General features: G+C 63.6%; 22 protein-coding genes and 1 pseudogene. 9 read left to right on the forward strand and 14 right to left on the reverse strand.

Annotated features, from left to right (window positions below; translation table 11 throughout):
• Positions 1-75 precede the first annotated feature (75 nt).
• The 4 genes from EN955_RS26610 (at position 76) to EN955_RS26625 (ending at position 3,115) form a co-directional block, all read left to right on the forward strand.
• Positions 76-882, forward strand: coding sequence for an ABC transporter substrate-binding protein (locus EN955_RS26610; protein WP_013530558.1), 807 nt, complete (start codon positions 76-78; stop codon positions 880-882).
• A gap of 105 nt (positions 883-987) precedes the next feature.
• Positions 988-1,659 carry an amino acid ABC transporter permease gene (locus EN955_RS26615; RefSeq protein ID WP_013530557.1) on the forward strand — a complete coding sequence of 224 codons (672 nt, stop codon included), beginning with the start codon at positions 988-990 and terminating at the stop codon, positions 1,657-1,659.
• A complete protein-coding gene (locus EN955_RS26620) occupies positions 1,656-2,330 on the forward strand; it encodes an amino acid ABC transporter permease (protein WP_024501777.1) in 675 nt (224 codons plus the stop codon). Before EN955_RS26615 ends, EN955_RS26620 begins: the two co-directional genes overlap by 4 nt.
• A 56-nt stretch (positions 2,331-2,386) precedes the next feature.
• Complete coding sequence (locus EN955_RS26625) at positions 2,387-3,115, forward strand: amino acid ABC transporter ATP-binding protein (RefSeq protein WP_024501778.1); 729 nt, start codon at positions 2,387-2,389, stop codon at positions 3,113-3,115.
• Positions 3,116-3,125: 10 nt separating this feature from the next.
• Here the strand turns inward: EN955_RS26625 and arsK are convergent, their stop codons facing one another.
• The 11 genes from arsK to EN955_RS26680 all read right to left on the reverse strand — a co-directional run bounded on the left by arsK (position 3,126) and on the right by EN955_RS26680 (position 11,929).
• Positions 3,126-4,370: an arsenite efflux MFS transporter ArsK gene (gene arsK, locus EN955_RS26630; protein ID WP_024501779.1), complete on the reverse strand. Its 1,245-nt coding sequence runs from the start codon at positions 4,368-4,370 to the stop codon at positions 3,126-3,128.
• Positions 4,363-5,790 (reverse strand): NAD(P)-binding domain-containing protein, encoded by a 1,428-nt coding sequence (locus EN955_RS26635; protein ID WP_081714190.1) that lies wholly within the window; start codon positions 5,788-5,790, stop codon positions 4,363-4,365. Before EN955_RS26635 ends, arsK begins: the two co-directional genes overlap by 8 nt.
• A 44-nt stretch (positions 5,791-5,834) precedes the next feature.
• Positions 5,835-6,152: a metalloregulator ArsR/SmtB family transcription factor gene (locus EN955_RS26640; RefSeq protein ID WP_024501781.1), complete on the reverse strand. Its 318-nt coding sequence runs from the start codon at positions 6,150-6,152 to the stop codon at positions 5,835-5,837.
• A gap of 63 nt (positions 6,153-6,215) precedes the next feature.
• Entirely contained in the window at positions 6,216-6,638 is a 423-nt protein-coding gene (gene arsC / locus EN955_RS26645) for an arsenate reductase (glutaredoxin) (protein WP_024501782.1), read from the reverse strand.
• Complete coding sequence (arsB, locus tag EN955_RS26650) at positions 6,635-7,699, reverse strand: ACR3 family arsenite efflux transporter (protein WP_032898674.1); 1,065 nt, start codon at positions 7,697-7,699, stop codon at positions 6,635-6,637. Before arsB ends, arsC begins: the two co-directional genes overlap by 4 nt.
• 92 nt (positions 7,700-7,791) lie before the next feature.
• Positions 7,792-8,124, reverse strand: coding sequence for a metalloregulator ArsR/SmtB family transcription factor (locus EN955_RS26655; protein WP_024501784.1), 333 nt, complete (start codon positions 8,122-8,124; stop codon positions 7,792-7,794).
• Between the two features lie 70 nt (positions 8,125-8,194).
• Entirely contained in the window at positions 8,195-8,896 is a 702-nt protein-coding gene (locus tag EN955_RS26660) for an RES family NAD+ phosphorylase (RefSeq protein WP_024501785.1), read from the reverse strand.
• Positions 8,890-9,312 (reverse strand): MbcA/ParS/Xre antitoxin family protein, encoded by a 423-nt coding sequence (locus tag EN955_RS26665; protein WP_013530547.1) that lies wholly within the window; start codon positions 9,310-9,312, stop codon positions 8,890-8,892. Before EN955_RS26665 ends, EN955_RS26660 begins: the two co-directional genes overlap by 7 nt.
• A 144-nt stretch (positions 9,313-9,456) precedes the next feature.
• Positions 9,457-10,890, reverse strand: a complete 1,434-nt coding sequence (locus EN955_RS26670; RefSeq protein ID WP_024501786.1) for an aldehyde dehydrogenase family protein — start codon at positions 10,888-10,890, stop codon at positions 9,457-9,459.
• 160 nt (positions 10,891-11,050) lie between these two features.
• Positions 11,051-11,434 (reverse strand): ACT domain-containing protein, encoded by a 384-nt coding sequence (locus EN955_RS26675; protein ID WP_024501787.1) that lies wholly within the window; start codon positions 11,432-11,434, stop codon positions 11,051-11,053.
• A gap of 15 nt (positions 11,435-11,449) precedes the next feature.
• Positions 11,450-11,929, reverse strand: coding sequence for a GNAT family N-acetyltransferase (locus EN955_RS26680; RefSeq protein ID WP_024501788.1), 480 nt, complete (start codon positions 11,927-11,929; stop codon positions 11,450-11,452).
• 317 nt (positions 11,930-12,246) lie between these two features.
• On the opposite strand from EN955_RS26680, the gene EN955_RS26685 reads away from it, so the two are divergent.
• Complete coding sequence (locus EN955_RS26685) at positions 12,247-12,837, forward strand: cation diffusion facilitator family transporter (RefSeq protein WP_024501789.1); 591 nt, start codon at positions 12,247-12,249, stop codon at positions 12,835-12,837.
• A gap of 391 nt (positions 12,838-13,228) precedes the next feature.
• On the opposite strand, the gene EN955_RS26695 is transcribed toward EN955_RS26685, so the two are convergent.
• Positions 13,229-13,624: a cupin domain-containing protein gene (locus tag EN955_RS26695; protein WP_013530542.1), complete on the reverse strand. Its 396-nt coding sequence runs from the start codon at positions 13,622-13,624 to the stop codon at positions 13,229-13,231.
• A gap of 151 nt (positions 13,625-13,775) precedes the next feature.
• Here EN955_RS26695 and EN955_RS26700 point away from each other — a divergent pair, with 151 nt between their 5' ends.
• The 4 genes from EN955_RS26700 (at position 13,776) to EN955_RS26715 (ending at position 17,929) form a co-directional block, all read left to right on the forward strand.
• Positions 13,776-14,675: a LysR family transcriptional regulator gene (locus tag EN955_RS26700; protein WP_024501790.1), complete on the forward strand. Its 900-nt coding sequence runs from the start codon at positions 13,776-13,778 to the stop codon at positions 14,673-14,675.
• 121 nt (positions 14,676-14,796) lie between these two features.
• The gene (locus EN955_RS26705) at positions 14,797-16,242 is read left to right on the forward strand and encodes a PAS domain S-box protein (RefSeq protein ID WP_013530540.1); all 1,446 of its coding nucleotides are present in this window, start codon (positions 14,797-14,799) and stop codon (positions 16,240-16,242) included.
• Between the two features lie 109 nt (positions 16,243-16,351).
• Positions 16,352-16,729, forward strand: coding sequence for an ester cyclase (locus EN955_RS26710; protein ID WP_024501791.1), 378 nt, complete (start codon positions 16,352-16,354; stop codon positions 16,727-16,729).
• A gap of 141 nt (positions 16,730-16,870) precedes the next feature.
• Complete coding sequence (locus EN955_RS26715) at positions 16,871-17,929, forward strand: YeiH family protein (RefSeq protein ID WP_024501792.1); 1,059 nt, start codon at positions 16,871-16,873, stop codon at positions 17,927-17,929.
• Here EN955_RS26715 and EN955_RS26720 read toward each other — a convergent pair whose 3' ends face one another.
• The gene (locus tag EN955_RS26720; protein ID WP_013530535.1) at positions 17,930-18,427 is read right to left on the reverse strand and encodes a GAF domain-containing protein; all 498 of its coding nucleotides are present in this window, start codon (positions 18,425-18,427) and stop codon (positions 17,930-17,932) included.
• Between the two features lie 249 nt (positions 18,428-18,676).
• A pseudogene (gene groEL / locus EN955_RS26725) lies at positions 18,677-18,870 on the reverse strand (chaperonin GroEL); the annotation flags it as partial.

The raw sequence follows: 18,870 nt of genomic DNA on the forward strand, positions 1-18,870 counted from the left end.
ACGGCGCTGCCGCTCAAAAAGGAGCCCAAGGAGAACCGCGGGCACACATTAACGACAACAGGGAGGAATACCGAAATGAAGATTGCCAGACTTTTCATCGCCGGAAGACTTTTCATCGCCGGGCTTGCGCTCGCCGGGCTCACCGCTGCGGCCAGTGCGGGTACGCTCGACGACATCACCAAGCGCGGCGAATTGCGCGTCGCCGTGCAGACCCAGGGACCGCCCTTCTCGCTGGTCGGCGCCAATGGCGAACGCACCGGCAGTTCGGTCGAACTGGCCGAACTGATGGCCAAGGAAATGGGTGTGAAAATCACCTTCCTCGACTTCGACTGGGATGGTTTGATCCCGGCGCTGCTGTCGGGCAAGGCCGACCTGCTGGTCGCCGACATGACACCGACGCTGGCGCGCGGCATGAAGGTCGCGTTCACCACGCCTTACATGTACACGGGCAGCACCGTCTTCACCAAGGCCGACAGCAAGTTCAAGACCACCGAGGACTGCAAGGCCAAGGGCACCAAGATCGCCGTGCTGCTCGGCGCCACCGGCGAGAAGGAAGCCAAGAACGCCTTCCCCGATGCCGACATCAAGAGCTACAAGGGTGGCGGTCCGCTGCTGCTCGACGCCGTCAACAACGGCCAGGCCGATTGCGGCGTCAACGACGTCTCGGCGGTCAAGGGCCAGTCGACCGCCTATCCGGCCGGCACCTTCACCATCATGCCGGACCTTCTGTCGAAGGAGCCGCTTGCCTTCGCCACCCGCTATGATGAGCCGGACCTGTTGATCTGGATGAACCTGTTCCTCAACCAGGTCACTATCGACGGCCGCCTGCAGAAGAACCTCGACTACTGGGTCAATTCCGACGCCTGGAAGAAGGATCACTAAGCAGCGATAAATCCAGGCGGTTTCGCGCGCATCTTAAACGCCGCGAAGCCGCCCGGAATTTCGTTTCATCTGTCGTTGCCTGCGCTCTGGGGATTTCACCCAACGATGCTCGAAAATTTCAGTTTCCGCACCATCGTCGAATACCTGCCGTTGTTCGGACAGGGCCTGGTCACGACCGTTTGGCTGTCGGCGCTGTCCTTTGTCGGCGCGCTCATCGTCGGCATCGTGCTGTGCGCCATGAATCTGCAGCGCGGCTGGCTGTTTCGCGCCCCGGCCAAGGCCTATATCGATGCGGTGCGTGCCACGCCCTTGCTGGCGCAGCTCTATTTTCTTTATTTCGGCCTGCCCCGGCTCGGCTTCGTTCTGCCGGAACTCGTCGTCGGCATCCTCGCGTTGTCGCTGAACAGCGGCGCCTATATCGCTGAAATCATTCGCGCCGGCATCCTGTCGATCCCGCGCGGCCAGGTCGAGGCCAGCGTCGCTTCGGGCATGACCTATGTCCAGCGCATGCGCCTTGTCGTCCTGCCGCAAGCCTTCAAGGTGACGATCCCGCCGCTGCTCGGGCAGGCGATCGTGCTGGTCAAGGATTCCGCCCTTTTGTCGCTGATCTCGGTTTCGGAACTGACGCGCGCCGGTCAATTGCTCGCCTCCGACCGCTTCATGCCGGCGGAAGGTTTCCTCACCATCGCCGCCTTCTATCTGCTGCTCTATTACGGCCTGAAAGGACTGGCTGGGCTCTCCAGCCGCTGGCTCGGCACAGCGGGGGCGCGGACATGATCTGGCAACAACTGCAAAGCCTCGCCGGCTCCTATCCACTGGCCCTGCGCGGCCTCGGCATGACCGTGTTGCTGTCGCTGATCAGCCTGGTGCTCGGCACGCTGCTCGGCTTCGCCCTCGGCATCCTGCGGACCGGCGGCAACCGTCTGATCTCGGGCTTGATCGGCGCCTGGGTCGACCTGATCCGCGGCACGCCGTTCCTGGTGCAGATCTTCCTGATCTTCTTCATCCTGCCGGAGTTCGGCATCGAGCTCGACGCCTTCACCGCCGGCATCATCGCGCTGACCAATCTGGCTGCCTGCTTCATCTGCGAGATCGTCGTCGCCGGCATCCGCTCGGTACCGACCGGCCAGGTCGAGGCGGCACTGGCGTCCGGCCTGTCGCGCTGGCAGCGCATGCGCCAGTTGGTGCTACCGCAGGCCATGCGCATCGTGCTGCCGCCGCTGGTCGGGCAGTATGTGCTGCTGATCAAGGATTCTTCCGTCGTCTCGGCCATCGGCCTCACCGACCTCACCCGCGTCGGCTGGCTGGTGGTGCAGCGTGTGCCCAACGGCCTGCTGGTGTTCTTCCTCGTCGGCGTCGGCTATTTCATCGTCTGCTATCCGCTGATCATGCTGGCCCGCCGGCTGGAGCAGCGCATGGGCGCGGCGCATGGCGAGGTGCAGTTGTGACTTCCAACCCCAAAGGTCCAGAAAACATGACCAAAACGGGCCTTGCCAAAACCGGCATGATCGACTTTCGCGGCGTCAACAAATGGTTCGGCTCGCTCAACGTGCTCAAGGACATCACGCTCAGCGTCGAACCGCGCGAAGTGGTCGTCGTCTGCGGCCCGAGCGGCTCGGGCAAAAGCACTCTGATCCGCTGCGTCAACGGCCTGGAGGCGATCAAGGACGGCGACCTCGTCGTCGACGGCCAGCGCCTGGGCGACCCCGCCACCAACATGACCCAGCTGCGCACCGAGATCGGCTTCGTCTTCCAGTCGTTCAACCTCTACCCGCATAAGACGGCACTCGAAAACGTCACGCTCGCCCCCATCCATGTCCGCAAGATCCCGCGTGCCGAAGCCGAAAAGGCCGGCCGCGAATTGCTGGCCAAGGTAGGCCTCGCCGACAAGGTCAATGCCTATCCAGCACAGCTCTCCGGCGGCCAGCAGCAGCGCGTGGCGATCGCGCGTTGCCTCGGCATGCGGCCCAAAATCATGCTGTTCGACGAGCCGACCTCGGCGCTCGATCCCGAGATGATTTCCGAAGTGCTCGACGTCATGGTCGCGGTCGCCGAGGAAGGCATGACAATGATGGTGGTGACGCACGAGATGGGCTTTGCCCGCAAGGTCGCCCAGCGCGTGGTGTTCATGGACGCCGGCGCCATCGTCGAAAGCGGCACGCCCGACGAGTTCTTCTCACACCCCAAGACCGACCGCAGCCGCGCTTTCCTGAGCAAGATTCTGCGGCACTAAAGGCGGGCGGTCAGGTCGCCTCTTCCGCGCTGCCGCCAATCGCAAACGCTGCCGGGCCGCCGCGCCGCCTGAGCAGCGCGATGGCGAGGAAGGCGATGACGCCGCTCGCGGCGACGACTACCAGCACCCACAGGGAATTGGCGACCGATGTCCGCGCCATCATGAAGGCGAGCGCGAACGGCGCAAAGGCCGAGGTGAACTGACGGGCAGCGCTCGCCCATCCCAGCCGCGCGCCATAGCCTTCGCGGCCGAAGAGTTCGAGCGGCAAGGTGCCGCCGACGATGCTGGTGAGGCCGGAGCCGAGGCCGAACAGGAACACGAACACGAAGGCGCCGGGCAGCCATGGCGTGGTCAGCAACAGCGCACACAGCCCGGCCGTGAGCAGTGACGCGGCAATGACGGCAAGGTGCGTCTGCTGCAGCCGCCCGCCAAACAGCATGTTGATCAACCGGCTGGCGACCTGCGCCGGCCCGAACAGGGTCGAGACGAAGAGGCCTGCGGTGCCGAGCCCAAGGGCCGCCGTCAGCGGCACCATGTGGATGAGGATCGCCGACAGCACGAAGCCCTCGGTGGCGAACCCCGCCAGCATCAGCAGGAATGCGGCCCGGCCGCGCCGCGCATCGAGCGGCATTCCCGCTTCATCGGGAGCGGAACCGCGCTCATGCGGCGTGACCGTTGCGTGGCGACGCGACAGGCGCATCAGCCAGGCGTGGATCGGCAGGCATAGGCCGAGATTGAGAGCGGCGAATAAAAGGTAGACCTCGCGCCATGTGAGATGCGCATGCAGCGCCGAGGTCAGCGGCCAGAACAGGGTAGAGGCAAACCCGGCGATCAGCGTCAGATGGGTGATGCTGCGTTGCGGCCGGGGAACCCCGACCTGCACGATCGCCACGAAGGCAGCGCTGTAGAGGACGAAGCTGGAGGCCAGTTCCATCGCCAGCAATCCCAGAACGAAGCTCACGCGGCCGGGTGCGACGGCGCACAGCGCCAGCGCCACAGCCGCCGCGACCGAGCCGACGGTCATGATGCGGCCGGCGCCGAAGCGGTCGGCCCACCGCCCGGCAGTCGGCGCGAACAGGCTGCCGGCAAACAGCGAGGCCGACAGGGCTGCGAATACCCAGCCTTCCGTGAGCCCGAACTCGCGTGCCATTGCCGGCGCCAGGATCGAGAAGCTGTAATAGAGCGTGCCGTAGCCGATGATCTGGGTCAGCCCAAGCGCCCAGATTGCCTTGCGCAGGACGGATCGTTCAGGCATCGACGCCGGCCGCCATATTCTCTCGCGTCTCGGTGGCCGGCGCGGTTGCGCAGCCGCAACCCGATGCGCCGGTTGCCTTGGCGTCCGCATCCCTGACGCAGCAGGCATCGACAGCGGCGGGAGCAGGCCCGCCACAGCAGCCGGCGCTTTCCGATACCGTCGCGACACCGACGGCACTGCACACGCCGGTCTCCGGCAGCACCAGCCGCACCTCGCGGGCCGCGGCATGGTCTCCGGCAATATCGGCCACCACCGAGCGGACCTGCTCGTAGCCGGTCGCCATCAGGAAAGTCGGGGCACGGCCGTAGGATTTCGAGCCGACGATGGTGAAACCGGGTTCGGGATGCGCGAGTTTCGCAATGCCATGCGCGGGAACCGTGCCGCATGAGTGGAAGTTCGGATCGATCAGCGGCGCCAGTGCCGGCGGCGCTTCGACGGCGGGATCGAGCGCGATGCGGATTTCGCCGAGGAACGACAGGTCTGGCCTGAAGCCGGTGGTGACGACGATGCGGTCCACGGCCAGGCTGAACGGCTTGCCGGCGAGGTGGGCGTCGACGGCAAGCTTCTCGCCTTGCGTCTCGATGCGGTCGACGGCGAAGCCCGTCAGCATGTTCAGCCTGCCGTCCGCCATCGCCTGCCTGGCGGCCAGCCCGAGCGCGCCGCGTTCCGGCAACTGGTCATTCAGCCCGCCGCCAAGCAATCTCTCCATGTTGGCGTGCCGCAGCGCCCAGAAGATCTCGGTGCCAGGCGCGCCATCCTGCAACTCCATCAGCGCCAGCGCGACGTTGATGGCCGAGTGCCCGCCGCCGATGACCAGGACGCGCTTGCCCGCATAGTCTTCTCTCGCCTTGCCGACCACGTCGGGAATGCCATAGGCGATGCGTGCCGACGCCTCGCCTTCGCCGGCAACCGGCAGCCCGTCGATGCCGATCGGGTTTGGCCGCCACCATGTTCCGGATGCGTCGATGACGGCGCGTGCGAGAAAGCGGTGCTCACCGCCGCCATCGCGGTAGCGGATGACGAAGGGCGCGTCCTTGCGGCCGTCATTGGCGACCTTGTCGTGCCCCTGACGGGTGATCGCGGTGACCTCGGCGCCGAGCTTCAGATTGGCGGCGATCGCCGGAAGCCGGCCAAGCGGCGCCAGATAGTCGCGCACGATCTCGCCGCCGGTCGGCAGGCCCTGGCTGTCCGGCGCCGTCCAGCCGGAGCGGTCGAGCAGCGCCCGCGCCGCCGCGTCGATGTTGTATTCCCAAGGCGAGAACACCCGCACATGGCCCCATTCGAGCAGTGCGGCCCCAACGCTTTCGCCGCGCTCCAGGATGAGCGGACAGATGCCGCGCTCGACCAGATGCGCCGCGGCGGCAAGGCCGACCGGGCCGGCGCCAATTACCGCGACGGGAAGATCTGTCATCATGTCCATAGGTTCGATCCTTCCGGTATCTTCGAATTATACGCGCAGAAAAATCAGGCCAGTGCTTTGCCGACGGCGGGCGCACAGGCGTCGGTGCAGCACTCGTCAGCGAGATAGCCGATCAGCGCATTCATGCCGGGATAGTTGGCGCGGCAGATCAGCGTCGTCGCTTGCCGTTCCTGCGTGACAAGCCCGGTATCGACCAGCCGTTTGAGGTGATGCGACAGCGTGGAGGACGGAATGTCGAGCCTGCCCTGGACGCTGCCGACGGCAAGCCCGTCATCACCGGCGCGTACCAGGATGCGATAGAGCTGAAGCCGCGTCGGATTGCCGAGCGCTTCAAGCTGCGCGGCTGCTTTTTCGAGTTTCATGGAAATAAGCTACGCGGCACTTTTCGCGCCGTCAACCCAATTTCAAAAATTATGGAAATAGCATCAGCCGGCGCGCTTGCCCGAGGCGTAAATGACCACCTCACCATCCTCCTTGGTGAACGCGCCGATCTCCGGGTTGGGCAGGATGTCCAGCACCTTTTCCGACGGCCGTGCCAGCACGACGCCGAGCGGACTGACGACGATCGGCCGGTTGATCAGGATCGGATGTGCCAGCATGAAATCGAGGATCTGCTGGTCGGACCATTTCGGGTCGGCAAGGCCGAGTTCGGCATAGGGTGTGCCCTTCTCGCGCAGCAGGGCGCGCGGTGTAATGCCCATCGCCGCGATCAGTTCGACCAACCTTTCGCGCGATGGCGGCGTCTTCAGATATTCGATCACCTCCGGCTCCTCGCCCGACTGGCGGATCATGGCCAACGTGTTGCGCGACGTGCCGCAACTGGGATTGTGGTAGATGGTGATGGTCATTTCGAGGTCCTCTCAGCCGACATGGTATTCCGGACGGCGCCGCCCATCTCGTACCAGCCCTTGCTGCGGTTCACGATCCACACCACCGACAGCATGACCGGAACCTCGATGAGCACCCCGACCACAGTGGCAAGGGCCGCGCCAGAATTCAGCCCGAACAGCGCGATCGCGGCGGCCACGGCCAGCTCGAAGAAGTTCGACGCGCCGATCAGCGCCGATGGTCCAGCCACGCAGTGCCGTTCGCCGCTGAGGCGGTTGAGCAGATAGGCAAGACCGGAATTGAAATAGACCTGGATCAGGATCGGCACTGCCAGCAGCACGATCACCAACGGCTGCGCAATGATCTGCTCGCCCTGGAAGCCGAACAGCAGCACCAACGTCGCCAGCAAGGCAACCAGCGACAGAGGCTGCAGCTTGGCAAGCAGGGCCTCAAGCCCGGCCTGTCCCCTCGCTGCCAGCAGCCGGCCACGAACCAACTGCGCGACGATCACCGGCGCGACGATGTAGAGTGCGACCGACAGCATCAGCGTGCCCCATGGCACGGTGATCGCCGACAGGCCGAGCAGCAGGCCGACGATTGGCGCGAAGGCGACGATCATGATCGCGTCGTTGAGCGCCACCTGCGACAGCGTGAAATTCGGCTCGCCGCGCGTCAGGTTCGACCAGACGAAAACCATCGCCGTGCAGGGCGCCGCGGCAAGGATGATCAGCCCGGCAATGTAGGAATCGATCTGCACGGCGGGCAGCCACGGCCGGAACAACCAGCCGATGAAGAGCCAGCCCAGCAGCGCCATCGAGAACGGCTTCACCGCCCAGTTGATGAACAGCGTCACGCCGATGCCGCGCCAATAAGTGCCGACCTTGGCCAGCGAGGCGAAATCGACGCGCAAGAGCATCGGCACGATCATCAGCCAGATCAGTACGGCGACAGGAATGTTGACCCTGGCGATCTCGGCCGACGCGATGGCGCCGAACACGCCCGGCAGCAGATGGCCAAGCGCGATGCCCGCGACGATGCACAGTGCCACCCACACCGTCAGATATTTCTCGACGAAGCCGATGCCGGGCCGCACCGCCTCAGCTGCGTTCAGAGCATGATCGGTCATGATGGCTTCCTTGTTCGAACGGCGCGCGGCGGACAGTCACAAGCCCCTCAGCAGTCACAGGTCACGGCATTGATGACCGGGCGGCAGAGCTCCGGCGCGCCATTGCAGCAATCTTCCATCAGATAGGCCAGCAGGTCGCGCAAGCCGGTCATGTCGGCGACATAGCGCACGGTCCTTCCGTCGCGTTCGGGACGGATCAGCCCGGCATGGGCGAGCACCTTCAGATGCGCCGACATGGTGTTCTGGATCGTGTCCAGCCTCGTTGCGATCTCGCCGGCTGGAATGCCTTCCGGGCCGGCACGCACGAGCAGCCGGAAGACATCCAGCCGCGTCTCCTGGCCAAGTGCGGCCAGCGCGTTCAAAGTGCCCTTCCTATTCATATATCCGAATCCTTGGATTTATGGATTCGTGAATATCGACTCCCCCACGATCTGTAAAGGATGTCCGCCGCTATGATGTGACGGCAAGCACCTTTCCCGTATCGTGCTGGCGCACGAAGTCCACCCGGGCACCGTCCCAGTGGTAGCTGTAGTGGCGGCCCTGCACTGGAACGGCAATGACGTCGGGCCAGAAGATGCCGATGCAGCCGCCGCCCGGCATGCGCACGCTGTTCCACACCAGCCCGTCGCTGCCTGCTGCCCGCAGCGCCCGCCCTTCCGCCTGCGAGGCGGAATAGTCGTCCGGGTCGAGCACGCCGGGCACGGCGTTGACGTCATCGAGATCGCGGTCGACGTTGCCGATCAGCACGCGGAAATCCGCCGTCCAGCCCGGCCCTTCGTTTGTGGCGCCCATGAATTTCTGATGGTGGTGGATGGTCTCGGCCAGCGCCACCTCCTCGCTGTCGCCGGCATAATAGATCCCGTAGCTGCCATCCGAGAAGCGCCCCGGCCGCAGCGTCGAACAATGCACGAAGGGCGCCATCACGAAACTGGCGCCGGGGCCGGAAACCCGCCTTGCGGCAGCCACCTTGCCGAGGTCGCCGATCTCGAACCGTACGCGCGGGTTGGTCTTCGCCTCGACGGCGGCCAGCGCCTCCCAGTCGCGCGGGTCGGCAATGTCTTCGAACAGGTCGATCGGTGGGTGGATGGAACGGATGATGCGGAAGGTCTGGTGCCAGTCGACGCGGCGACGGACCGCAAGCCCACTCACCATGCACCACGCTCCGCATCGAGCCATTCGCGCATCGCCGAGAGATCGGAGATTTCGCCGCGCAGCATCAGGTCGAGCGCCGACTGGCCGCCAAAGGTGGCATTGGGCTTGCGGATCCAGGCATAGCCGCGCGCCGGCTCCGTGAAGAGGTAGCGCAGGCCCTTGTGGATGCCCATCAGATGCGCCATGCGGGTGCGCAGGTCGCGGTCGATCCTGCCGATGCCACCTTCCTTCGCCCCAGTCTTCCAGCGTGCCCAGGTGCGCGCCGACATACCGCCAAGCAGGATGCAGGCCTCCAGGTCGGTGAGGTTCCAGGCCTTGAACAGATTGACCGTGGTGCGCGCCAGCGCGCCCGCTTCTTCATCCGAGATAGCGGCTCCGAACGTGGCCGGCGTGGTGACGATGGACTGAAGCTGCATTGCGTTCACCTTGCTGATTGGCAGATATATAGCATGTATTTGCCAATTGGCAAGAATGCGGAGATGGCAAGGCTTGGCTGCAAAATGAAAAGGCGCGGCCCACACCGCAGGCCGCGCCCTTTATTGCATCACACTGTACGGTGCCTACTCAGCCGCTTCATATCCCGCGATGCCCTTGATCTCGAGGAAATCCTCAAGTCCGTATTCGGCATATTCGCGGCCATTGCCCGACTGCTTGTAGCCGCCGAACGGCAGGCCGGCGTCCCACTGGGGATAGTTGATGTAGACATTGCCGGTGCGCATGCGCGCCGCGACTTCGCGCGCCTTCTTCATGTCCTTGGCCTGGATGTAGGAGGCGAGGCCATAGACGGTGTTGTTGGCGGTCTCGACCACCTCGTCGACGCTGTCATAGGGCATGATCGCCAGTACCGGCCCAAAGATCTCCTCGCGCGCGATGCGCATGTCGTGGGTAACGTCGGCGAACACTGTCGGCCTGACATAGTAGCCGCGGTTGAGTTCGGCCGGACGGCCGGGGCCGCCGGCGACCAACGTCGCACCCTCGTCGATGCCGGCCTGGATCAGGTCCTGGATCTTGTCGAACTGAACCTGGCTGACGACCGGGCCGAGCTTGGTGCCGGCAGCATCGGCCGGACCGACGGTGAATTTTTCCGCCGCAACCTTGGCATAGCCGGCCGCCTCGTCATGGCGCTCGCGCGGCACGAACATGCGCGTTGGCGCGTTGCAGGACTGGCCGCTGTTGCTGAAGCAACCGGCCACGCCCTTGCTGACCGCGCTTGCGAGGTCGACGTCGGGGAACAGAATGTTGGCCGACTTGCCACCAAGCTCCTGATGCACGCGCTTGACCGTGTCGGCGGCGGCCTTGGCCACCAGGATGCCGGCGCGGGTCGAACCGGTGAACGACATCATGTCGATGTCAGGATGGCTGGACAACGCCTGGCCGACGCCCGGTCCGTCGCCATTGACGAGGTTGAAGACGCCCTTCGGCACGCCGGCCTCGTCGAGGATCTCGGCGAAGATGATGGCGTCGAGCGGCGCGATCTCGGATGGCTTGAGCACCATGGTGCAGCCGGCGGCGAGCGCCGGACCCACCTTGCAGGTGATCTGGTTGAGCGGCCAGTTCCACGGCGTGATCAGCCCGACGACACCGATCGGCTCCTTGACCACGAGATGATTGCCCTTCACGTGGCGGAATTCGAAAGCCTTCAGCGTCTCGGCCATTTTGGTCAGATGCGCCAGCCCAATGCCGACCTGGCTGTCCAACGCCATCTGGCGCGGCGCGCCCATCTCGCGCGACACGGCAACCGCAAGATCGCCACTGCGCTTCTTGTAGACCGCGATGATGCGATTCAACAGGTCGAGCCGCTCGCTAACTTCGGTGAAACCAAAGCTGTTGAAGGCGCGCTTGGCGGCAGCCACCGCCTTGTCGACATCGGCCTTTGAGCCGAGCGAAATCTGCGCAAAAGCGTCCTCATTCGAGGGATCGATGACGTCCAATGTGTTGGGCACAACAGGATCGACCCACGCGCCATCGATGTAGAACTGCAGATTGTGTGACATGGTTTTCTCCTTGGCCGCATGGTCGCGCCGGGCCGTCATATCTGGCTGGAGATAACGATGCACAAACGCCGCTGTCAAACACAACCCCCGAAGTGGTTGAGCCAGTGCGGCAGTGATTGAGCCAGAGCGGTTGGGCAGCAACCGGCTTGGTGAGGATGGACTACAGCAAGGTATGCCCGGCCTCGACCAGAAACCGCCTCGCCGCGGCCTGATCCGTGGCTTTCACCAGGAGATGGTCGCCATCGAAAGTGGACACCACGAAGATGCCCAACCCGTTTTCCGACAACGGCCTGATGACCGACAGCACGATACCGGTTTCGTCGAAGGCGAACGGGCCCAGGAGCTTGAAGGCCACCCAGTCGATATCCTGCTTGACGGCATGCGGCACGCGGTCCTGCAGGCAAACGATCGAAAACTCGTCGTCGGTCCTTGTGATGCTGACGAAGCCTGGTCCGTCCGCCCAACCGGGAATGGTTTCGCCCGCCGCCAGCCGGGAAACCGCGTAAGACCCCGGGAGTTGCTTAAGCCTGACCTTGGCAGCCATTATCGAAATCCTTCCTCAGATCGCCGGTGATCCCGCTAGCCTCTTGCTCATATAGACCGTCATGCCGCCCATGAACGGCTCGTCCCGATCCACGATATAGCCCTGCCTCTTGTAGAGCGATACGTTCGCCTCGAACGCGCCATTGGTCAGCAGGCGAAGCTCGTCGCGGCCCGACTCGATCGCCTTGCGCTCGGCCCACTCCAGCAACAGCCGGCCAATCCCCCTGCCCTGCGCATCCGGTGCGACACAGACATTCTCGATCCACAGGTGATCCTCGGCCAGCATGGTTTCAATCATTCCCACGATCCGATCATCCTCGACGGCGAGATCGAACGGATGCTCGGCAACAGCCTTCTCGTAGTCGGCGCGCATCGGCAGAGGCTCGCGGCCGATCACCGCTACCCATTTGGCATAGGCGGCGCGCACGATATCCCGGATCGCGGCGGCGTCAGCGGGCGCGGCCGGCCGAAGCCGGATGGAAGAATTGTTGGTCATCAAACTGCTCCAGACATGAAAAATCCCGCCGGCGGTTTCGCGGGCGGGGCTGGAAACGAAAGAACCGGGTCTATCCTGCCGGTCTTTGTCGTCGCGCAATCAGCTTGCCGCTCCGCACTGTGCAGGGGCGACGTCGCTTGGTGATGGCTGGCGCGAAAACGAACATGGCGCCAAGTTGGAACAGGAAGCGCGGCGATGTCAAGGCGACCGCTCGATCGACAGTGTCTCGCATGGCGACAAGGTTCTGGTCCTCGCGCCCGCAGGGCATAGAATCGCTATATGCTTTGTGCCAACGGCAGCTGATCGATGGGCAAACTATGACCGGGACGCTGAACAAAGCGGTGCGGATGGTGGCCATCCTGAACCTGGCCTATTTCGGGATCGAATTTGCCGTAGCCGTTTGGATCGGATCGGTATCGCTGTTCGCGGACAGCATCGATTTTCTGGAGGACGCATCCGTCAATCTCCTGATCATGGTCGCGTTGGGCTGGACCGTCCGCAATCGAGCGCGGCTCGGAATGGCGCTGGCCGGGATACTTCTGATCCCCGCATTGGCGACCCTTTGGACAGCCTGGGAGAAATTCAACATTCCAATTCCGCCAGCTCCCGTTCCGCTAACGCTCACAGCGGCTGGCGCGATCCTCGTCAACCTGTCGTGCGCGCTCATGCTCGCTCGCTATCGCGATCACAGCGGCAGCCTCACCCGCGCCGCCTTCCTGTCGGCGCGCAACGACGTCCTGGCCAATGTGGCAATCATTGCCGCCGGCCTGGTCACGGCATTTGTGTGGAATTCGGCTTGGCCCGATATTGTCATTGGGCTGGCAATCGCCGTCATGAATGCGGATGCTGCCCGCGAGGTTTTCACGGCCGCAAGACGCGAGTTCGCAGAAGGCCAAATTTCAAACTGAAACGCTGCCACCCAATCCGCGCACGATCCCCTCAACTCCTGCGCCGTCGGCCGGAATGGCTACCCGGTCGTCGAGTGCCCTCAGCCTGCGCCTGGCTCTAGCGATCGATCCTTGCTTCCTGTTGCGGAGAATAGCGCGCTCCCTGTACGGCGATCGCCGAGACCGCGTTCTCGATGTCGGCAGTTCGCCGTCAGCGCGACAGTGACCGATCCGATGTTCTCTTCGAGGCGATTGAGCTTGGTGGTGCCGGGGATCGGAACGATCCAGGGCTGTATCTGCCAAGCGCGGGAGCGATATCGGAGAATGGGCTTTTCAGCCTTGGAACATCGGTCATGTTGGTCTCCTTCGTAGAGTTCGGGCGTTGAACTCGGCGCCACGCGCCGATACCTGGTCAAATCCCGTATTGTTCGTCGCTGACATGCTCCAACCAGTCGACGACCTTGCCGTCGAGCGCTTCGGCGATAGCGATGTGGCTCATCGCCGTGGTCGGCGCGGCGCCATGCCAATGCTTCTCTCCGGGCGCGAACCAGACGATGTCGCCGGGCTGGATCGATTCGATCGGGCCGCCCTCGCGCTGCGCCAGGCCGGCGCCCGAGAGGACGATCAGCGTCTGGCCGAGCGGATGCGTGTGCCAGGCGGTGCGCGCCCCGGGCTCGAAAGTCACGGTGGCGCCGCCGACCCGGGCGGGCTCGCTGCCCTTGAACGGCGCGTCGATGCGCACCACACCGGTGAAATAGTCGGCCGATCCCTTGGCCGAGGCCTGAGAGCCGTTTCGCGTGATGTCCATGGTTTTGTCCCTTCCTGGCAACAGCCATGACACGACCCGCCCGGCTTTAGAGACGGCCGGAGGTGCCCGGTGTGATAACGCCTATCTAGGGTCTGCGATTGGTGCCGATTAGGTGCTATATCCAGCATGATCTTATGAAGGGGGCTCATGAATGCCACGTGACAACCTGAACGAGCTAACCGCTTTCCTCGCTGTGGCGCGCGAGGAAAGCTTCACCAGGGCGGCGGCCAAGCTCGGGGTTTCCCAATCGGCGCTCAGCCACACGGTGCGGGCGCTGGAGGAGCGGCTGGGTGTACGGCTCCTGACCCGCACCACGCGCAGCGTGTCGCCCACCGAAGCCGGGGAGCGGCTGCTTCGCACCGTCGGGCCGCGGCTGGACGAGATCGAGACCGAGCTCATTGCCTTGAGCGCATTGCGGGAAAAACCCGCCGGCACCATCCGCATCAGCGCCGGTGAGCACGCCGCCGATGCGGCCCTGTGGCCGGCGATCGCCCCGCTGCTGCCCGAATATCCCGACATCAAGGTCGAGATCATCGTCGACTATGGACTGACCGACATCGTCGCCGAGCGCTTCGACGCCGGCGTGCGGCTGGGCGAACAGGTGGCGCGCGACATGATCGCGGTGCGCATCGGCCCCGACATGCGCATGGCGGTGGTCGGCTCGCCAACCTATTTCGCTACCCGACCAAAGCCGCGCACGCCGCAGGACCTGACCACCCACAATTGCATCAATCTGCGGCTGCCCACCTATGGCGGGCTCTATGCCTGGGAGTTCGAGAAGGCCGGACGCGAGCTGAAGGTTCGGGTCGAAGGCCAGCTTGTGTTCAACACGGCCGCTCTGCGCATGAACGCGGTGCTCGCCGGCCTCGGCCTTGCCTATCTGCCTGAGGAGCAGGTGACGGCCCATCTGGCCAACGGCCGGCTGGTGCGTGTGCTCGCCGACTGGTGCGGGCCCTTCCCCGGCTACCATCTCTATTACCCCAGCCGCCGGCAAGCCACGCCGGCCTTCTCGCTGCTGGTCGACGCGCTGCGCTACCGGGGCAAGGAGTAAGTCGGTGAGCAGCTTCCACCCGGCTTTGACTCGCCGCCGCCTGCGGTGACTATCCCCGGAAATGGTCGCGGAACCATTTCCGCGGCACCGCGTTCACTGCGGTTAACTGGAACTCCTATACGTGGCGCAAGTGACGAAAACCTCGAGCTCGACCTTTGATCTGCCCCACCAAATCCTCGATAATCTTCCCGTAGCAATCTACACCACCGACACCGAAGGCAAGATCACCTATTTCAATCGGGCCGCAGCAGATTTCGCTGGGCGCGAACCCGAGCTCGGAAAAGACCAATGGTGTGTGACGCACAAGCTGTTCACGACCGACGGTGAAGTGTTGCCGCATGACCAATGCCCGATGGCTGTCGCGCTAAAGGAGAACCGGCCGGTCAGAAACCAGTCGGCTATCTCCCAACGCCCGGACGGCACGCGTGTGCCGTTCCTTCCCTATCCCACACCGCTTCATGACGAGCAGGGCAGACTGGTCGGCGCCGTCAATATGCTGTTCGATCTCACTGACCGCCATCATGCCGACGAGGCCAGGCATCATCTGTCAGCCATCGTGGAGTCTTCCTTCGATGCCATCGTCAGCAAGGATTTGAACGGAGTCATCAGGAGCTGGAACTCAGCCGCCCAACGTCTGTTCGGTTACACCGCCGACGAAGCAATCGGAAGGTCGGTAACTATGCTGATACCGGACGACCATTTGGACGAAGAGCCGCGCATATTGGAGCGCATCCGCAAAGGCGAGCAGGTCGAGACCTACGAAACCATCCGCCGCCGCAAGGACGGCAGCCTTGTGCCCGTATCCCTGACAATCTCGCCGGTGCGCAACGCCGTCGGGCAGATCGTCGGCGCCTCGAAGATCGCCCGCGACATATCAGTAGCCAAGGAGAACGAATATCGCATCCGCATGCTGATGCGCGAGGTCAACCACCGGGTGAAGAACCAGTATTCCGTCATCATCTCGATGATCCGGGAGACCAGCAAGCGGTCATCGACGCCGGCCCAGTTCGAACGTCAGGTGCGCGAGCGCATCATGGCGTTGTCGCTCTCGCATGACCTTCTGGTTTCCGGCGACTGGAAGGGCGCCACGATCTTCGAACTGCTGCTTGCGCAGGCCAAACCGTTCGGCAACGAGGAGCGGATCTCAATGTCGGGCCCTTCCCTGACGCTGAGCCCCAATGCCGTCCAGTACCTCGGCATAGCGTTTCATGAACTCGCGACCAATTCCGCTAAATACGGCGTCCTTTCGGCCGCAGAGGGAACGATAACGGTGCAATGGAAGGTAACCGGACTGGTCGGCCAGAAACAGTTCCAGCTGATCTGGAAAGAGAGAGATGGTCCTGAAGTACAGACGATCGGCCATGGTGGTTTCGGCAGCGTGGTGCTGCGGCGCGTCGCTCCAGCCGCGGTGAGCGGCACCGGTGTTCTCGAGCATGATAGCCACGGTGTCACCTGGACGCTGCAAGCACCGTTGACCCAACTTGAGGCCTCGGTTGACAGCGAGCACGTTGATCAGCGTGCATTGGACCAGGTGATGAGCGGACACGAATTCGGAATTGTTCCCTGAACTTGGGCACTGGCAACAGGACTACGGCCCGCTATGTGTTGCTTTTATTGTACGTCCTGGCCTTCAGCCCTGTCGCAATATGGCGGGCATCAGCACCGGAGCCATCGCCGTGACCGTGACCGACCTCTATCGAGGCTACATCGCCTGCCTCAACAATCAGGACTGGCAGAAGCTGCATCGCTTCGTTCATGACGAGGTGCACTACAATGGTGACCGCGTCGGACTGTCGGGTTACCAGGACATGCTGGAGCGCGATTTTCGGGAAATCCCAGACCTCTATTTCGATATCCAGTTGCTGATCGCCGAACCGCCGTTCCTAGCCAGCCGGCTTCAGTTCAACTGCACGCCGAAGGGAACCTTCTTCGGGCTCCCTATAAACGGCAGGAAGGTGTCCTTCAGCGAGAACGTCTTCTATGAATTCCTCGACGACCGGATCAGGAACGTCTGGTCGGTAATCGACAAGGCCGCGATCGAGGCGCAGCTTTAATCCAGGTCGCCCAGAAAGCGACGTCTGCGCGGCAGCGTCCGTGGATCGTTCGTAAAAATCGATCATTCTAACGAAAATAATTCGTTGGAAAGATTGGTTTAGGAATGGTATTCTCCCGGCATACTCGCCTGGAGCATTGCATTGTCTTCCGTTTCCCACTTCGCGAACGATATTCCAAAAAGCGCGTTTCCTGCCGATGTCGCGCAAGGGCGAAAATCCCTTAGCTGGAATGGCATCGTCCCCGGCATCGTGCTGGTCACGATGATCACTGCCGTCGCCTTCTCGGCGCGCAATGTTTCCGGCTTCGCGCTGTTCAGTCCAATGATCCTCGCCGTCGTCGCCGGCATGATCTACTCCAACGTGCTCGGCACGCCCGTGCACGCCAAAGCCGGTATCGCATTCTCGCAAAAGCGCCTGTTGCGCTTCGCCATCGTGCTGCTCGGCTTCCAGCTGACGCTCGGCCAGGTGGTCTCGATCGGCGCTGGCGGCGTCGGCATTGTCGCGGCGACGCTTGGCGCTACCTTCGTTTTCACCATCACGCTTGGCCGGCTGATCGGCGTCGACGCCAAGCTGGCGCAGTTGATCGCCGCCGGCACCTCGATCTGCGGCGCTTCGGCCATCGTCGCCACCAACATCGTCACCGATGCGCGCGACGAGGACGTCACCTACGCCGTCGCCTCGATCACCTTGTTCGGCACCGTCGCCATGCTCGGCTTCCCGCTCATGGCGCCCATGCTCGGCCTCGACCAGCACGCTTTCGGCCTGTGGGCCGGCGCCTCGATCCACGAGGTGGCGCAAGTCATCGGCGCCGGCTTTCAGAACGGCACCCAGTCCGGCGAGATCGCCACCGTCGCCAAGCTGACCCGCGTTGCCATGCTGGCGCCGATGGTCGTCGCGCTCGGCCTGATGGCGCGCGGCAGGAGCAGCAGTGAGGTGGCGGCGCGGCCGCCCATGCCGTGGTTCGTCGCCGCCTTCGTCGCTGTCGTGGCGTTGAACAGCTTGGTCACGGTGCCCACCGAGGTGAAATCGGCAATGGCGCTCGCCACCACCATCATGCTGACCATGGGCCTGGCCGCCATGGGCCTGCAAGCCGACATCTCTCAGCTGCGCTCGCGCGGCCTGCGCCCGCTGGCGCTCGCCTTCTCGGCCTTCCTGTTCATCGGCTGCTTCAGCCTGATGCTGGTGAAGTTCGTAGGCTGATCAGTCCTCGAACGAACTCGCCGCGGCATAGATCGCCGCCAGCGTCTCGATGCCGGCCTGGTCTGCCTTGTCGAAGCGGCCGGGCAGCGGGCTGTCGAGATCGAGCACGCCGAAGACGCCTTCATCGTCCTCGAGCAGCACCACCAGTTCCGAGCGCGAATCGGCATCGCAGGCGATGTGGCCGGGAAAATCATGCACGTCCTTGATCAGCATCGACGTGCCGAGTTCGACCGCCGTTCCGCACACGCCCTTGCCGACGGCGATGCGCACACAGGCCGGCTTGCCCTGGAACGGCCCGAGCACCATTTCCTCGTCCGACTGCAGGAAATAGAAACCGGCCCAGTTGAGGTCCGGCACCATCTGGAAGATGAGTGCTGCGGTGTTGGCGGCGTTGGCGATCGAATCGCGCTCACCCTCGAGCAGCGCCTTCAATTGGGTGGCGAGGTCGCGGTAGAACGTGGGCTTGTCTGAGGTGTCGATGGCCTTGGCCGCAAACATGAACGTGTCTCCGTGTCGGGGATGGCGGTTCGTCCGATCGCTTGCCAAAGTCCGGCGAGCTCCGCAACCAGACGGCCGCCTGGACAGTCTAGCGTGGATTGCGTCCCCTTCGAAAGCCGCAAGATCATGATTGCCTCCCGGGACTGAGCCGGGCGACTGCGTAACTTTGCGATGATCATCTTGAGAATCGTAGCGGCCCCGATCGGGGCCGCCATTCACATCTCCGACAGATCGGACAAGTCCTGGGTTTTAGTAGCCGCCCATGCCGCCACCGCCGCCACCCGCAGGTGCTGCATCCTTGGCCGGAATGTCGGTAATCATCGCTTCGGCGGTGATCAGAAGGGCTGCGATCGAACCGGCATCCTGGAGTGCGGTGCGCACCACTTTCGCCGGATCGACGATGCCTGCCTTGATCATGTCGACATAGACCTCGTTCTGGGCGT

Source organism: Mesorhizobium sp. M7A.F.Ca.CA.001.04.2.1 (assembly GCF_003998485.1).
Taxonomy (GTDB): Bacteria; Pseudomonadota; Alphaproteobacteria; order Rhizobiales; family Rhizobiaceae; genus Mesorhizobium; species Mesorhizobium ciceri.

Excerpts from the sequence above, each read along its gene's own strand:
- EN955_RS26635 (WP_081714190.1), bottom strand. The coding sequence starts at position 5,790 with ATGGACATGATGACAGATCTTCCCGTCGCGGTAATTGGCGCCGGCCCG.
- EN955_RS26625 (WP_024501778.1), top strand. The coding sequence starts at position 2,387 with ATGATCGACTTTCGCGGCGTCAACAAATGGTTCGGCTCGCTCAACGTG.
- arsK (WP_024501779.1), bottom strand. The coding sequence starts at position 4,370 with ATGCCTGAACGATCCGTCCTGCGCAAGGCAATCTGGGCGCTTGGGCTG.
- EN955_RS26610 (WP_013530558.1), top strand. The coding sequence starts at position 76 with ATGAAGATTGCCAGACTTTTCATCGCCGGAAGACTTTTCATCGCCGGG.
- EN955_RS26615 (WP_013530557.1), top strand. The coding sequence starts at position 988 with ATGCTCGAAAATTTCAGTTTCCGCACCATCGTCGAATACCTGCCGTTG.
- EN955_RS26655 (WP_024501784.1), bottom strand. The coding sequence starts at position 8,124 with ATGAATAGGAAGGGCACTTTGAACGCGCTGGCCGCACTTGGCCAGGAG.
- EN955_RS26680 (WP_024501788.1), bottom strand. The coding sequence starts at position 11,929 with ATGACCAACAATTCTTCCATCCGGCTTCGGCCGGCCGCGCCCGCTGAC.
- EN955_RS26675 (WP_024501787.1), bottom strand. The coding sequence starts at position 11,434 with ATGGCTGCCAAGGTCAGGCTTAAGCAACTCCCGGGGTCTTACGCGGTT.
- EN955_RS26720 (WP_013530535.1), bottom strand. The coding sequence starts at position 18,427 with ATGTTTGCGGCCAAGGCCATCGACACCTCAGACAAGCCCACGTTCTAC.
- EN955_RS26620 (WP_024501777.1), top strand. The coding sequence starts at position 1,656 with ATGATCTGGCAACAACTGCAAAGCCTCGCCGGCTCCTATCCACTGGCC.
- EN955_RS26660 (WP_024501785.1), bottom strand. The coding sequence starts at position 8,896 with ATGGTGAGTGGGCTTGCGGTCCGTCGCCGCGTCGACTGGCACCAGACC.
- EN955_RS26695 (WP_013530542.1), bottom strand. The coding sequence starts at position 13,624 with ATGGACATCACGCGAAACGGCTCTCAGGCCTCGGCCAAGGGATCGGCC.
- EN955_RS26665 (WP_013530547.1), bottom strand. The coding sequence starts at position 9,312 with ATGCAGCTTCAGTCCATCGTCACCACGCCGGCCACGTTCGGAGCCGCT.
- EN955_RS26670 (WP_024501786.1), bottom strand. The coding sequence starts at position 10,890 with ATGTCACACAATCTGCAGTTCTACATCGATGGCGCGTGGGTCGATCCT.
- arsC (WP_024501782.1), bottom strand. The coding sequence starts at position 6,638 with ATGACCATCACCATCTACCACAATCCCAGTTGCGGCACGTCGCGCAAC.
- EN955_RS26640 (WP_024501781.1), bottom strand. The coding sequence starts at position 6,152 with ATGAAACTCGAAAAAGCAGCCGCGCAGCTTGAAGCGCTCGGCAATCCG.
- EN955_RS26685 (WP_024501789.1), top strand. The coding sequence starts at position 12,247 with ATGACCGGGACGCTGAACAAAGCGGTGCGGATGGTGGCCATCCTGAAC.
- EN955_RS26700 (WP_024501790.1), top strand. The coding sequence starts at position 13,776 with ATGCCACGTGACAACCTGAACGAGCTAACCGCTTTCCTCGCTGTGGCG.